The organism is Meiothermus luteus, assembly GCF_003574085.1.
GTDB classification, from domain to species: Bacteria; Deinococcota; Deinococci; order Deinococcales; family Thermaceae; genus Meiothermus; species Meiothermus luteus.
The window spans coordinates 22033-36285 of sequence record NZ_QWKZ01000018.1; the positions used below are offsets into that span (position 1 = coordinate 22033).

At 66.1% G+C, this 14253-nt stretch carries 10 protein-coding genes and 1 pseudogene; 7 read left to right on the forward strand and 4 right to left on the reverse strand.

From position 1 onward, the window contains the following. The first annotated feature begins 37 nt into the window (after positions 1–37). From Mlute_RS16410 to Mlute_RS04250, 4 genes are all read left to right on the forward strand, one after another. A complete protein-coding gene (locus Mlute_RS16410; protein WP_281270829.1) occupies positions 38–1600 on the forward strand; it encodes an S-layer homology domain-containing protein in 1563 nt (520 codons plus the stop codon). A gap of 86 nt (positions 1601–1686) precedes the next feature. Next, entirely contained in the window at positions 1687–2925 is a 1239-nt protein-coding gene (locus tag Mlute_RS04240; RefSeq protein WP_119359508.1) for an N-acetylmuramoyl-L-alanine amidase, read from the forward strand. After that, a complete protein-coding gene (locus tag Mlute_RS04245) occupies positions 2922–3455 on the forward strand; it encodes a GerMN domain-containing protein (RefSeq protein WP_119359509.1) in 534 nt (177 codons plus the stop codon). The genes Mlute_RS04240 and Mlute_RS04245 overlap by 4 nt, the downstream gene beginning before the upstream one ends. A gap of 14 nt (positions 3456–3469) precedes the next feature. Beyond that, entirely contained in the window at positions 3470–6670 is a 3201-nt protein-coding gene (locus Mlute_RS04250; protein WP_119359510.1) for an AAA family ATPase, read from the forward strand. A 2-nt stretch (positions 6671–6672) separates the two neighbouring features. Here the strand turns inward: Mlute_RS04250 and Mlute_RS04255 are convergent, their stop codons facing one another. The 3 genes from Mlute_RS04255 to Mlute_RS04265 all read right to left on the reverse strand — a co-directional run bounded on the left by Mlute_RS04255 (position 6673) and on the right by Mlute_RS04265 (position 9064). Continuing rightward, a complete protein-coding gene (locus Mlute_RS04255; protein WP_119359511.1) occupies positions 6673–7509 on the reverse strand; it encodes an SDH family Clp fold serine proteinase in 837 nt (278 codons plus the stop codon). Positions 7510–7581: 72 nt separating this feature from the next. Then, positions 7582–8016, reverse strand: coding sequence for a phosphate-starvation-inducible PsiE family protein (locus Mlute_RS04260; RefSeq protein ID WP_119359512.1), 435 nt, complete (start codon positions 8014–8016; stop codon positions 7582–7584). Positions 8017–8029: 13 nt separating this feature from the next. Then, on the reverse strand, positions 8030–9064 hold the full coding sequence (locus Mlute_RS04265) for a tyrosine-type recombinase/integrase (protein WP_119359513.1): 1035 nt from the start codon (positions 9062–9064) through the stop codon (positions 8030–8032). Positions 9065–9275: 211 nt separating this feature from the next. On the opposite strand from Mlute_RS04265, the gene Mlute_RS04270 reads away from it, so the two are divergent. Beyond that, positions 9276–9599 (forward strand): hypothetical protein, encoded by a 324-nt coding sequence (locus Mlute_RS04270; RefSeq protein ID WP_119359514.1) that lies wholly within the window; start codon positions 9276–9278, stop codon positions 9597–9599. Here Mlute_RS04270 and Mlute_RS16535 read toward each other — a convergent pair. After that, positions 9541–10362 (reverse strand): annotated as a pseudogene (locus Mlute_RS16535) (transposase). The gene Mlute_RS04270 and the pseudogene Mlute_RS16535 overlap by 59 nt on opposite strands. A gap of 154 nt (positions 10363–10516) precedes the next feature. Here Mlute_RS16535 and Mlute_RS15575 point away from each other — a divergent pair. Next, positions 10517–12784 carry a choice-of-anchor U domain-containing protein gene (locus Mlute_RS15575; protein WP_182482471.1) on the forward strand — a complete coding sequence of 756 codons (2268 nt, stop codon included), beginning with the start codon at positions 10517–10519 and terminating at the stop codon, positions 12782–12784. 784 nt (positions 12785–13568) lie between these two features. Then, positions 13569–14253: S1C family serine protease (locus tag Mlute_RS04295; protein WP_182482472.1), on the forward strand; the 685-nt coding region annotated here is incomplete at its 3' end.

Consider the following 14253-nt stretch of genomic DNA (forward strand, 5'->3'; position numbering starts at 1 on the left):
ACCGGGAGAGGCCCCACAAATGGCTATCATTCGGACGATGAGGATGAGAATTCTTATCCACGCCCTCCTGGTCGCGACCACCACGGCCCAAGCCCTCCCAAGCGACGTCCCCAAGGACCACTGGGCGGCCCAGGCCGTTGCGGAAGTGGTGGCCCGGGGTTGGCTGCAGGGCTACCCCGGGGGCCAGTTCCGCGGCGAGGTGACCCTTGACCGCTATCAGCTTGCCACCACCCTGGCTCGAGTTTTGGCCGAGAGCCCCTTGCCGGTGCGCGAGGCCGAGGTTCGCTTCAAGGATGTCAAGCCCGATCACTGGGCTCTGCCGGGCATCCGCCGGATGGTGGGGGAGGGCCTGGTAGAAGGATTCCCCGATGGAACCTACCGGGGCGGAGCGGGGCTGACCCGCTACCAGCTCGCCCTTGTGCTGGACAGGCTCACGCAAAACCTGGGCATCGGGACGCCGGCCAAGGTGCTGCGCCCTGAAGACCTACCCGGGGGGCACTGGGCGGAGGCGGCGGTGCTGCGGATGGTCGCCCTGGAGGTGCTGCCGCTGGGTTCAGACGGCCGCTTCCGCGGCGCAGAGCCGGTCAACCGCTACCAGATGGCCCGGGCCCTGTGGCGCATCGCCCAGCTAATCCCCGGTCCCAAGGGCGCGCCTCAGGCTGCACCTGAGATACCTATAGCGCCCCCGCTGGCCCGGCCCACCCAAGAACCGGTGGTCAAGGTGGATGGTTCACAGAACGTGGCCCCACCGGAGGGTGCGGCGCTGGGTCAGATCAGCCGGGTGCCGCTGCCGGAGGGCTGGGCCGAGGCCCCCCTCGAGCAGAGCCTGACCCACCTGGGCCAGGCCCATAAGGCCGGGCAGGTCTGGGCCACTCTCCAGCACCAGGGCCAGCGGGCCATCGCCCTGCTTCGGCTGGCCGAGGCGCCCAGCCTGGAAGCCTTTTTCCCGGTAGATAGGGCGGTGATGGCGGCCAGCGAGGGCTGGGCCTGGCTCGAGGGTGGCCAGGGGCTTTTGTACCTGGACCCCAAGACCCAAAAAACCCGGCTCTACGGGCCTATCGGTCAAAGCCAGGCCAAGGAAGCCCTGCCTCCGGTCTTTGCGGCTGGGGCTGTGCCAGGGGCGCTGGGTGGGGTGGCCCTGGACGAGAGCCGCAACTATCTGGCCCTTATCAACGGCAAGCCCCTGTGCCTCCCGGACTGCGATCGGGCCGCCCGGTCGCCGGTATTGCGGCTGGTGCTTTTGAGCCTGAACCCCGACGGGCTTTTTGCCGAGTACGCCTACTTCCTGGATGCCCCTAGCAGCCAGGTGGTGGGCCTGGCCTGGCCCAAGCCCAGGCTCCTGCTGGTTCACGAGCACGACGGCGCCAAAAGCCGCATCTACAGCGTAGACCTGAACCAGGCCGATGACCTGGCCTTTACCGAGTGGGACACCCCCGAAGCGGGCCTCGAGCTGCGCCCCCAGGTACGGCCCCTGCCCAAAAAGCTGGTGCTCGAGGTGCCCCTGGAGAACCCCCGCGGCCTGGCCCTCCCAGGGCCCGCCGAGCTGGTGGTGGTCCAGCGGGGCCTGCTGCGGCTTAGCCTAGAGAAACCGCTTTGGTAGGTGCTGAAGGCCACCGGGCAGGGTTTTTGTGAGGCCCTGCCCTTGCGCTCGGTCCCCTTCCCCAGTAAAACTGAGGCGGTGTTTGGATGCGGCGCGCCCTTGTTCTCGCATTGTTTGTTCTCGGGCTCGGCTCGGCCCAGTACGAAAACCTCCTCCGGGTGGGGGCCCAGGAGGCCCAGGTCATCCGCCCGGGAGGTGCGGAGGCCTATGGCCAGGCCCGCCGAATCGCGGATGCCCTGGGGCTTGGGTACCTGGAGACGCCGGATCGGCTTTACCTGAGCCTAGGAAGCCGGGTGGCGGCCTTTGAGGTTACCGCCCAGGAGGCCGAGGCGGCCCGTTCGGCGGTGGCCTACCGCTACCAGGGCGGGCTATGGGTTCCGGTGCAGGAGCTGGCCCGTCGGCTTGACCTCTACTACCGCACCGACTACGGCGCCTCGGTGCTGGCCCTGCGCCCGGCCCGGCTGCTCAGCGTAGAGCGGGCCGCGTTGGAGGGGGTGGAGCGCTACATCCTGCGCTTTGACCGGGAGGTACAGGCCCGGCTCCTCCCGGGAAGCCCCCCGCGGGTGGCCCTAATTGGGGTCCAGGAGGTCCCCGATGCCCCTCCAGGGGCCCCTGTGAGCTTTAGCCAGGAGGAGTGGGGCAGCGAGGTCTACCTCCCCCAAGGGGACGGGCCCCTGCGGCTCTTCTTCCTGCCACGCCAGGTGGTGGTGGAGAGGGGGGAGGGTCGGCGGGCGGCTCGAGTGGTGGTGGACGCGGGCCATGGCGGGAGCGACGCCGGGGTGAGGGTGGGCGAGCTGCGGGAGAAGGACCTGACCCTGAGCCTTGCCCTGCGCCTGAGGAGGCTTCTGCAGGCCCGCGGCTTGGAGGTCGCCCTGACTCGGGAGGCCGACCGCGAGGTTCCCTTGCTGGCCCGCGCCCAGTACGCCTCCACCGCCCAGGTCTTCCTGAGCCTGCACGCCGCTGCGGGGCGGCAGACCACGGTCTACACCCACCCCGAGATTCAGACCCTGCGCCTTCTGGAGCGGGGCCGTGAGCTTTTAGCCCGCACCTCCGGCGGCCAGCGGGAGCTGCTGGAGCGCTACGTGGCCCCCCCCGGCGCATCGGCCCGCCTGGCCCAGGCCATATCGGGGGGGTTCGCGGCTCGAGGGGTGGTGGCTCAGGTCAGCCAGGACGCGATGTACGTCCTCTCGCTGGCCGGGGGCGCGGCGGTTTTGGTGGAGGTGGGCTTTGAGCAGCTCCGCACGGCCCAAGGGCGGGATCAGGCCGCCGCGGTGCTGGCCCAGGCGGTCTTTTCCTACTTGGGGTTGGGAGGCAACCGCCCATGAGAAAGTGGCTGACCCTGACCAACCTAGCAGGGCTTCTGGTCCTTTTGCTGGGGGGGCTGGCCCTATGGGCCACCCAGGAGTCCTCGGAGTTCAGGCCCCTAAACCTTCCCTCGGGGCCACAGCCCCAGGAGCCGGGCGCCCGCACCCTCCGGCTTTACTTTGCCAAGGATACCCAAGACAGCCTGGTGGTGGAGGAGCGCACCGTCCAGGTGGCCGAAGGGGAAAACCTCCTGGAGCGGGCCCTAGAGGAGCTGACCAGAGGACCGCAGCTCCCCGGTGCCGCCCCCCTGGTTCCGGCCGGCTCTCCCACCCCTACGGTCTTCCTGCGCGACGGCACCGCCATCGTGGACCTGCCCCGCTCCTACGCCAACCTGGGTTTCGGCGCCGCGGGCGAGTCGTTGCTCATCTACGGCATTGCCAATACCCTGCTGGAGTTCAAGGAGGTGCAGCAAGTTAGGTTCCTGCTGGGGGGACAGGAGGTGGAAAGCCTGGGGCACCTCTCCCTCCTTGACCCCTTCAAGCGCCCCTAGCCTGGAGACCCCCCATGCGCATTGAGCGGCTGATTGTTCAGGGCTTCAAGTCGTTTGGCGAGCGGACCAGCCTGGAGTTTGGGCCTGGCGTCTACGGAATTGTGGGGCCCAACGGTTCGGGAAAGAGCAACCTGGTGGAGGCCCTGCGCTGGGCGGTGGGGGCCCGGGCCCGGGAGCTTCGGGGGGAGGAAGCGCTTTCCCTGATCTTCCACGGCTCAGAGGAGCGGGCTCCCCTGGGCTTTGCCGAGGTGACCCTGGAGCTGGGTGGAGGCGGCCGCCGGGTGGTGCTGAGCCGCCGCCTGGAAAGGGACGGAAGCGGTGAGGTGCGCCTGGGAGGGGTGCGCAGTAGCCTTCGCCAGGTGGAGCAGGCCCTGATGGGCACCGGCCTTTCCCGCAGCGGGTACGCCATCGTGGGGCAAGGCGAGGTGGGCCAGGTCCTGCAGGCTGGGCCAGCGGTTCTGCTCGGTTATCTGGAGGAGGCCGCGGGGCTACGGGCGGTGGCCCAGGCCAGCCGGGTGGCCCAGGAACGGCTGGAGGTGGCTGGCCTCGAGCTGGACCAGCGCTCCAAGGAGCTGGCTGAGCGCAGGGCTACCTTGGCCGAAAAGGCCCTCCAGCTCGAGGCCTCTCGAAAGGCCAAGGCCCTAGCCGCCCGCGCCCTGGCCCTAAAGCGCGGCCTCCTCCTGGCCCGGGTGCGGGAGGCCGAGCAGGAGGCGGCGGCTTCCCGGGAGAGGGCACAGGCCCTGGAGGCTGAGCGGCAGGGCATTGAGCTGCGGCTGCGGGCTCTAGAAACCCTAAAACAGGAGGCCTCAGAGGAGCTGGAACGGGCCCAAAGCGCCTACGCCGAGGCCCTGCGCCAGGCCGAGGCCCTGGCTGGGGAGCTGCGGCTGGTAGAGCAGGAGCAGGCTTCGTTGGAGCGGCTTTTGGGACGGCTCCAGCGGGAGCGGCAGGAGCAGCGGGAGCGGCTTGAGAGGCTCCGTTCGCTAGAACCCCCATCCCCGCCCCAGGAGCCAGAGCCCAACCCCTCCACCCTGCAGGAGGCCGAGCTTCGCCTGAGGGAGCTTCAGCAAGGCATACGCGCCGAGGAAGAGCGGCTTCGGGTCCGGCGGCGGGCCTACGAGGCCTACCTTCAGGCCCAGGCCAGGTATCAAGCCCGCCTGCAGGTCTACGAGGAGGCCCAGGCCCAGCGCGAGGCCCTGGAGGCTGAGGAGGCCCGCTTGCGCTCTGAACTAGAGGCCCTAAGGGACCGGATTTCCCAGATCCAGGCCCGTGAGCGGGAGCTGCGGGCCAGGCTGGAGGAAGGCCGCCGGGAACAAGGGCGGCTTTTGGGCGAGGCCCAAGGGGCCCTTTCCGAGGCCCGCCGCCTGGAGGACCTGCTGCGTTCGGGCGCCGACCTGGCCGAGGGGCCTAAGCGGGCCCGCGCGGCGGGAATCCCCGGCATTATCGGGGTGGTGGCGGATTTGCTGCAGGTACCCGCGGGCCTCGAGCTGGCCCTGGAGGTAGCCCTGGGCGCTCGGATGCAGTGGGTGCTGGCCGAGGACGAGGGGGCTGCCCAGGCGGCCATTGAGTACCTCAAGCGGCACGGGGGGCGGGCCACCTTCCTCCCTCGAAGCCTGCTCAAGCCCCCGCGGGGGGGACCAGACCTCAGCGGCCACAGCGGGGTGGTGGGCCAGGCCCGCCGGCTGGTGGCCCTGCCGGCCTGCCCGGAGGCCCTGCCTGTCCTTCTGGGGGAAACCCTGGTGATGGAGAGCCTCTCTGCGGCCCTGGCCTTGGCCCGCCGCTACCCCCAGCATCCCCGCTTGGTGACCCTGGAAGGGGAGCTCTTGGAGAGCAGCGGGGCCCTCACCGGAGGACGGATGCAGCGGGGAGGGCAGGCGCTGGCGCTTCGGCGCCGCTACCGGGAGGCCCTTTCAGAGGCCCAGCGCCTGGAGGAAGAGGCCAGGGCCATCGGAAGACGCCTGGAAGCTCTCCAGGCTGAGCTGGATGGCCTTGGCCTGCCGGCCTTGCGGCAGCAAGAGGCCCGGTGGGCCTCCGAGCTGGGGGCGCTCCGCTCTAGCCTGGCCCGGCTGGCCCAGGGCCCGCCCCCCCAGGCCCCCACCCCGGTGGAGTCTCCTGACCCAGACCGCCTGGAGGGGCTCCGCCGTGAGCAGGAGCTTCTGGCCGCCCAGCTTGCGGCGGCCCGGGAGCTCTACCAGCGCTGGCAGCGCTACCGGGAAGGACAGGAACGCTACTGCCTGGCCCAGCAGGAAGCCCGACAGGTGGAGGAGCGCATTGCGGCTTTGCAGGCTGAGGAGGAGGAGCTGTCCCAGCGGCGCTCGGCCCTCTTGGAGCGCAAAGAGGCCCTGCAGCGGGCCCGTGAGGCGCTTCGGCTTAGGCCTTTGGAAGAGCGCCTGGACCTGGCCCGGCAGCAAAACCGCGTCTTAGACGAGGAGGGGCGGCGCCTTCTGGCTCGAGCCAACCAGCTTCTGGCCGAGCTGGAGGCCCTCCACCTGGCCCAGGCCCGCCGCGAGGCCGCTGCGGAAACCCTGCGTCAGGAGCTGGCCACGCTGCCCCCGGGGCCGGCCGAGACGGGGTCGGTCCGCAGCCTGGCTCGAGCCCTGGCCGAGGTTGAGGCGGCCCTGGGTTCCTTGGGCCCCGTCAACCACCTGGCCGAGCAGGAACACGCCCACCTGGAGGAGGAGGTGGGCCGGCTCGAGGCGGCCCTGCAGGAGGCAGAAGCGGCCGCAAAGCGCCTAGAGGAGGAGCTTCGGCGGGTTGAGTCAGACTACCGGGGGCGGCTGGAGCGGGTCTATGCCCGCTTTAAGGAGCGCTTCGCCCACTACGCCAAGGCCCTGCTGGACGCCGAGGTCGGCCTGGAAAAGGGCCCCCAGGGGCTCGAGCTGGTGCTCAGACCCGCCGGTAAGCGCACCGTGAACCTGGGCCTCCTGTCCATGGGGGAGCGCACCATGGGGGCTTTGGCCTTTCTTTTCGCACTCGCGGAGATTGGGGAAGGGAATGGGCTTCCTATCGCCGTGCTAGACGAGGTGGACGCGCCTTTGGATGAGGCCAACCTTCAGCGCTTTTGCGGCTTTCTGCGGCGCTTTGGGGCCCAGACCCAGTTCATTCTGGTTACCCACCAGAAGCGCACCATGGAGGCCTGCGACGCCCTCTACGGGGTGACCACCGACCGGGGGATAAGCCGGGTCTACAGCATCAGGCGGGCCGAGGCGTTGGCCTGAGCCTAGCCCCGCCGGCCTGGGGCTTCCCGCCCATAGGGGATGGGCACGTACTGGACGCTGGGTTTTCCCCCGCGCGGTTGGGGGTACATGCCCATCAGCTCGTAGACCTCTAGGGGCATCTCGGTGGAGACCCGTAGGCCCAGGCTACGAGCCTCCTCTACGCTGATGGGGTAGTCGTGGGTCCAGGTGCCCTGGGAGAGAAGCTCCGCTAGGGCCTCACTCTTCTCCTGGTCAAAGTGCTTGCGCAGCAGTCCCGCTACGGTCCGCTTGACCTGGGCCAGGGCCTTCCGGGCCACATCGGCCATAATCAAGGTCTGGTCGTCAATCTCAGCGATGGGTTTTTGCTCGAGCACCTTCAGGATGGAGGCGGCGGGGTACTGGCCAAGCTGTGGGTCAACCGGCCCCAGCACCGCATTTTCGTCCATCACAATTTCGTCGGCGGCCAAGGCGATTAGGGTGCCGCCGGACATGGCGTAGTGGGGGATGAAGACCGTGACCTTGGCAGGGTGCTTTAGAAGGGCTTCGGCGATTTGCTCGGCGGCCAGCACCAGCCCACCCGGGGTGTGCAGCACCAGGTCAATGGGAATCTCCTTGTCGGTGAGCCGTATGGCCCGCAGGACCTGCTCTGAGTCGTCAATGTCAATGTAGCGGGCAAAGGGAATTCCCAGGAAGGAAAAGCCTTCTTGCCGATGGATAAGGGTGATGACCCGGCTTTTACGCTTCCGCTCCAGGTCGGTGATCCGTCGGGCGCGGGCGGCCAGCAGCATCTGCTGGTTGAAGTAGGGGCTCAGGGCGGAGAGGATGAAGAAGAGCCAGAACAGCTGGAAGAAAATTTCCATGGGGCCTCCTTTAGCGTTGCCGCCTATCGTACCAGCCAGGAGCGGGGTGCGTCGGCGGGCAGTATGCCCTCCTCAACCTGCGGGCTTTCTTTCCTTTCCGTATGGAAAGGCGATGGCCAGGGCCCGGGCCCCAATTAGGGCCAGGATGCCCGCGCTCCAGACCAGGACGTCTGCCCCACGGATGTCGCCGGAGAAAAGCCCCAGCATCATCTCCCGCAGCACAAAGACTACCGCCACCTCCACCAGGATTTCAGCCCGGATGCGCTCGTACTCAAAGTAGTCCACGAAGGCCCGAACCAGCTCGAGCACCACCACTAGTGAGAGGATGTTGGTTACCAGGTCCTTTAGCCCCAGCCGCACGGTGGGCTGGCTGAAGGCCAGGCCAAGGTCAAGCAGGGTCCGGGCTACGCTCACCAGGAGCCCAACCAAAAGGGCCACCAGGGCCAGGTTGAAAATTATCCGGGTGACGATCCGGAAAAACATCAGCAAGTTTTTCTGGGTAACCATTGCCTAGAGTCTATCAGCTTTCTTCCTCGAGCCTGTCCACCAGGGAAAAAAGCCCTTCCATATCCATCTTGGCGTAAATTGCGCTGGTGTTCACGTTGGCGTGGCCCAAAAGCCTGGCGGTGGCGTGGAGGTCCCGGCTCTTTCTGTAGATGCGGGTGCCCGCGGTGTGCCTGAGCAGGTGGGCCCCGTAGTAGCGGGGGGGAAAACCCAAGGTGCGGTAGTGCCGATTGAGCCGCTCCCGCAAGGTCTTCTCGGTCATGCCCCGGCCATGGCCCTTGCGCTCTCCCAGGTTGATGAGCAGGTGTTTATCGCCAGGGCGGGCGTGGGCCCGGCGGACTAGCAGCCAGGCCGAAAGCTCCTCGGCCAGCGAGCGGGAAATGGGAACGCTGCGCCGCTTCCCGCCTTTTCCGGTTACCTCGAGCAGCCGTTCCTCCAGGTGCACCTCCGGTAGCTCCAAGTTAACAACCTCACTTATGCGCAGTCCGGCTTCGCCCATGAGCCGTACCGCCAGCCGGTCTCGGCGGGCCTGGGGCTCGTCGTGGGCTAGATGGGCCAGGAGCCTCTGGTAAAGCTCCAAGGGCAGGGCTGGGCGGCGTTCGTGGGCTGGGGTGGGGTCCTGCGGGGCCCGTGCCTGGGGCAGCTCGGCGGCTTTGGCCCAGGCTAGGGCCCGGTAAAATGAACGCACCGCGGCCAGGTAGGTAGCGATGCTGCCGGGTTTGAGGGGGCTGGGGTTTGGGTTGAGGTGCCCGCCTTGGGTTTCCAGGTCGTGTACCCAGCGGTCAAGGTCATCGCCGGTGGCCTTCAAGATTTCTATCTTAGGCCCACAGGCCCCGGGCGGCCAGGCCCAGGCCAGATAGTCGCGGATGGCCACCTGGTACAGGGCTAGGGTTTTTGGGCTCAGCCGGGCCCGTTTGCGGCCCTTGAGCACCAGGTAGGCATGGTGTAGCTCGAGCAGCTTTTCCTCGTCGCGCTCGTGCGCGGCTCGAATGGCCTCAAGGCGCCGCTTGGCGGGGTTTTGCCAGGTGCTCAGGGGAACTAGAGCGCCCATGGGGCCACTATACCAAAAAGTGCGTTTAGGTATATAAACGCACTTTTTGTGTTGGGAACCCAGCGGCCCACGGGCGTTCAGACCGGATTAAGGATGGCTTTACTACCCTCTGTCCTGGAGCATCCAAGCTCCAGGAGGTGGAGATGAAAGCAGAGATGAAAGGCGCCCGGCGCACGGCTCCTCTCTCTGAGAGGAGCATCCGCCGCGGTGGGTGGCGGGCCTCCTGCTGGTCCTTTCCGCCTGCACCCAGCCCACCGCTTCCCCTCTCCAGGACCTGGCCCAGGCGAAGGCGGTGGTGCACACCCAAAGCCAGCAGGTTTTGGCGGAGGCGGCTTTCGCGGGGGTGTTCTCCCAGGGAGTTGCGGCTTTGGATGCGGCTGTACGGCCTTTTGCCCTTGCCCGGGACAGGGAGGAGAACATCTACCTGGTGGGGGCAAGGCCGGTTCTAGACCCCGCTTCCCCTCCCCCCTTTGTGGTCATCCGCTGCCCGAGCAAGCGCCCTTGTTACGCTTCAAGAGAACCCGGCTGCGAATGAGGTTATGCACCAGAAGGATGAGGTTGACCCGAGCCACCAGCCCCCAGTAGGAGCGGGCTTCTATCCTGTGCAACCCCAATGACCGCACCATTACACTGAACCGGGTCTCGATCCAGTTGCGCACCTTCCCCATCCAATCCTTCCACCCTGTCTCCACCACCTTCCCTCCCCTAAGCCGGTAGGGAGGCGTCTGGATACCCTGAACCCACCGGAAGCCCCGATCCCCCAGGACCGCGGGCAGTCGGCTACCAGCTCCCTCCCCCAGGTTTCCCGGGCGTTCCCAGAAAGGAGGGCATAACGGAAGAAGAGGCCTCGCTCGTTCATCACTGACATCAGTACGTACCCGCGCCCCCAAAGGGCCCACCCCCACGGCGGCTTCAGGGAGATCCAGGCTATGCATGCGGTGACCTTGGGCCAGGGGGAGGGGCTTCAGGTCGACCACCTGGAGGAGGTGGGCCAGCAGCCCCTGGGCCTTCTGCAGTACGCGGTAGCAGCGGGAGAGGTGGGGGAGGGAGGGGAAGTAGGCCTTGAGGGTGGCTTTAGCGGAGAGGAAGCCTTTGGCGGGATCCTGGCCTTGTAGCAGGAGAAAGATGGCGAGGGCCAGGAGTTCCGCCAGGGTAGCCTTCTGGTGCTTTTGTTTCTTGGGGAGGCGGATTCCTTGGGCCTTCAGCGCTTTGAGCTGGTCATCTACCCAGATATAGGTAGCTGTCAGGAGGGTCTCTGCATCAAGATGGTAGAGGGGGTGCTCGCGATCTGAGTGCATTAGCACCCCCTCTTTTTTCACATCTCGGAGTCCAGATCAAGTAGCACACGAAGGTATTAGATGACTTTAACTCCCTCATCAAGTAGCGGTGGGGGATGCCTGGAGTTAAGGTTTTTGTAACCTCCGCTGCCCCAGGATGGAAGGGAGGTGCAGCATGAGAAGACACCTTTGGCCCTTTTGGCTCTTGGGTCTTGCCCTCCTCCTCGCGGCCTGCGGGGGGCAGGGGGGTGGTGGCAATGGCGGCGGTGGAGGAAGCAACGGCGGCACAGCGGGCACCGTGGACACCCCAGGCGGCCAGGTGCAGGTCTCCCTCCAGGGGGGCACCTTCACCCAGCAGCCTTCTTCCGTCCAGGTGAACGCCAGCGGCTACCAAACCCCCTACGGGGGCGTCGCCTTCACCGCCCGCCTCCCCCAGGCCGGGGGGACCCTCACCGTGACCCTCACCTTCCCCCAGGACATCCCCCAGGGGGCGGTCCTCCTCAAGTGCCTGAACGGCGCGTGCAACCCCATCCCGGGGGCCCAGCTCCAGGGGCGCACCGCCACCTTCGGGGTGCAGGACGGGGGGCCCCTGGACGCCGATGGGCGGGCCAACGGGCAGGTGCAGGACCCGGTGGCCCTGGGGGTGGCGCAGGGGGGGGATACCGTGGCCTTTCTGGACACCCCGGGCGGGCGGGTGCGGATTTCCATCGAGGGAGGCACCTTTACCGAGCGCCCCACGGGCTTTGGTGCGGTAGGCCCCGATCAGCCTTTTGGGGGGATAGCGTTCACAGCCAACGTGCCCGTCGGGGGCGGCCTGAGGGTTACCCTGTCCCTCCCAAGCCCCCTTGACCGGCAGGCGCTTCTCGCGAGTGGCGCAGGCATACCCATGCAAACCTTGAGTCCTCAGGGGCAAACCGTCACCTATGAGCTGGTGGACGGGGAATACCTGGACGAGGACAACGCGAGGAACGGCCTAATCGTTCACCATTTGGCCGTGGCCCTCTACGATGAAGATGAACGCACCGCGCTGGTGCAGACCCCGCTGGGCCCGGTGCTGATAAGGATTTACCTTCACATGGTCGGGGCAGAAGAACAGGTGAGCTTCGCTCAGCGCCCCGTCTACAGGGAAACCGGCTTCCCGAGGGCGGATTTGCCCTACGGGGTCTTTAGCTTCTCCCTGAACTACCTCTACCAAGGCGAAGGATCCCCGTCAACATGGGTAGGGGTCACATTCCCCCAAAGGCTTCCCCCGCGCAACGCCGTCCTCATGCGATGGCAACGCCCCGAGAACGACCCCCTAACACCCGTGCCGTGGGAGGGGCAGGTGGGCTACTATCAGCGAGATGGGGCGAGCGTCCACAGCTTAATCCCCGGCAAACCCGGAGAGCCCACCACCGTGGAAATCGCCCTCTTCACCTTGCCCCAAGCGGTCTCGCTCCTCACGGTCACCAACGATACACTCGCACAGTTCGGAGGTGTAGGGGACAACGGGGCCGTGGCCTACTACTCCGGCTTCCCGAACGGGAAAGTGTATTACTGGACACCGAGTGGGGGAACGGTGGTCCTGGACGATCCTACGGCGAGCGGGAGTGGCTATACCGTTGGTGCGCCTGTCCTCTCCCCGGACGGCAACCGGGTGGCGTGGGAGCGTATTGTTCCATACGAATCGTGTTTTATCAAAGTGTGGGAGCCGGGGACGGGCGTTCGGGTGCTCCCCCTTCCCAGCCCGCCCTCACCCTGGCAACTCGACGACAACTGCATTAGGCTGGAAACGGCTTTCTCCCCGAACGGCCGCTACATTGCCGGGTTCATCGGGGTTAAGGACCCCGCGGCTAATTACTCAACGCTGACCGCCCGCTACGATTTCCTCCAGGGGACCTGGACCCTGTTCCCACGGGACTGCCTGGCCAGCGCGGTGGCCAACGACGGTTCCATCCTCGGCGTTCGCGAGCAAACCGGTCAGCCCTGCAGGCGGTATGGGCCATCCGCTTCGGAAATCGAGCTTCTGGGACAAGAAGCCTTCTTCGGGGTAAGGTATTTCACCAGCGATCTAGGGGATGAAGCCTGGCTATCCAACTCGTGGGCATCCAACCTGGCTCTGGCTCGGCTTCACCGTTGGACGCGAGGGGGCGGACTGCAGCCCTTTCTCAGGGAGGCGAGGGCTTTAGGGGCTTCTTTCCAGGAAGGGAGTTTGTTGGTTTACTACTCCGTTCACGGTCCACCCCTCTATCTCTGGCGGAAAGACTGGGGCTTGGTATCCCTTTCCGCTCTCTATCGGCCCTTGTTGCCCCCGGACCACTTCTGGCATGGATTCGAACAAGTTCAACAGCCGTCTACACCCGTGGGACCATTCATCTCCGCAAACGGCCGCTATGTGCTTCTGGTGACCACGGACGGGGTCGGTTCCCCGGCTAGCGTGGTTCTCCTGGACCGCGGCCCCTAAGCGGAGGGTGTTTGACATGAGGACCCTCCGCTACCACCCCTGGCAAACGCGGGCGGCCCTCCTCCGGCTCCCCCTCGAGGGCGGGGCCGCCCGGGCTGGGGGTGGAGTTCTGACACGCCCTTGGCAATTTCTCACAGGGTTTTCCAAACACCTGGTCTACCATACCAGCCAAGGAGGCGAAAAAGAATCATGAAACTCCTACCAACAGCCCTGGCAATTGGGCTAAGCCTGACGGCGCTGGTATCCTGCGTTCCCGCCGCAAGCGGCTCGGGGGCCATTCCAAGGCGGGATGCCGAGGCAATGGCCGCTCGCAATGTTGCCGTCTCGATGAATCTAGCCTCGCTTCTAAGCCGGGAGATGGGCCGCCAGGTGGCCCCTCGACTGGTAGATGCTTGGTTGTCGGAAGCGCCCTCGGGAAGATACAGCCCGTACAAACAGATAGGTCGGTCTGGCAGCGGCAATCTTTTTTTGGTCGCGGTTTCCGAATACGACGGGGACCGTATCTCTCTAGTCATCTACGACGACAGAGGGCAAGAGCAGGATCGCGGAGAGCCCACCGCACACTACGACTTTTTGGTCCTCAAGCCCACAACCCACAGCTTTAGGGTGCACATGGTCAATTGCTCGCTTCCCTCCTCTTCGGCCTGCTCGGTATCTATTGGCCTCTACCGAATCGAGCCGCGGTAGACGGTGCGTTTGGCTCGTGGGGGTTGTTATGAAGGAAGGGTATAAAGGATTGATTCGTGTAAGCCTGCTGTGTTTATGGGTCTTGTGGGTTGGAGGGATGGCCCTGGCCCAAACCTTGCCGCGCGACGTGCGTGAGCGCATTATTGCGGCCACAGTACTCATCACCACCGGCAACAACGACGTAGGTTCGGGCACGCTCATTAGCCCTCAGGGCTTCATCCTGACCAACTACCACGTGATCGGCGACCTCGAGAAACGTCGCATTGCCCCACGCCTTTTTGTGGGCACCACCCGCTTTGTGGATCAGCCGCCCGAGATCCGCTATCTGGCCGATGTGGTGGCGACCGACCCCAACCTTGATCTGGCCATCCTGCGCATCACCCGCACTGCCGATGGGCAGCCCATCGGCAACGTCACCTTTCCGGCGGTTCCCATCGGCGACTCCAACAAGCTGATTGTGGGCGACCCCATCTATGTGTTCGGTTTCAAGGCAACCGGGGGCTATACCATCACGATGTCTACCGGGGTGGTGGGTGGTTTCACCGGCGAAGACATGGAAAGCGGGGGCAAGCAGTGGATCAAGCACGACGCCCAGATCGGCCCCGGCAACTCCGGGGGCGGCGCTTTCAACGGGGACGGGGAGCTTGTTGGCATCAACACCCTTCTTTCGGTATCGAGGGATGGAAACTCCCGCACGGCCTTCATGCGCCCCTCGGCCCTGGCCTGGGGCCTGATTGGCCCCAATGTGACGGGGTTGGTCAACCGGGCCCCCACTGCATCCA

Bases quoted from the DNA above. Each gene is read 5' to 3' on its own strand.
- Mlute_RS04240 (WP_119359508.1), top strand. From the start codon at position 1,687: ATGCGGCGCGCCCTTGTTCTCGCATTGTTTGTTCTCGGGCTCGGCTCG.
- Mlute_RS04265 (WP_119359513.1), bottom strand. From the start codon at position 9,064: ATGGGCGCTCTAGTTCCCCTGAGCACCTGGCAAAACCCCGCCAAGCGG.
- Mlute_RS04255 (WP_119359511.1), bottom strand. From the start codon at position 7,509: ATGGAAATTTTCTTCCAGCTGTTCTGGCTCTTCTTCATCCTCTCCGCC.
- Mlute_RS16410 (WP_281270829.1), top strand. From the start codon at position 38: ATGAGGATGAGAATTCTTATCCACGCCCTCCTGGTCGCGACCACCACG.
- Mlute_RS04260 (WP_119359512.1), bottom strand. From the start codon at position 8,016: ATGGTTACCCAGAAAAACTTGCTGATGTTTTTCCGGATCGTCACCCGG.
- Mlute_RS04250 (WP_119359510.1), top strand. From the start codon at position 3,470: ATGCGCATTGAGCGGCTGATTGTTCAGGGCTTCAAGTCGTTTGGCGAG.
- Mlute_RS04245 (WP_119359509.1), top strand. From the start codon at position 2,922: ATGAGAAAGTGGCTGACCCTGACCAACCTAGCAGGGCTTCTGGTCCTT.
- Mlute_RS15575 (WP_182482471.1), top strand. From the start codon at position 10,517: ATGAGAAGACACCTTTGGCCCTTTTGGCTCTTGGGTCTTGCCCTCCTC.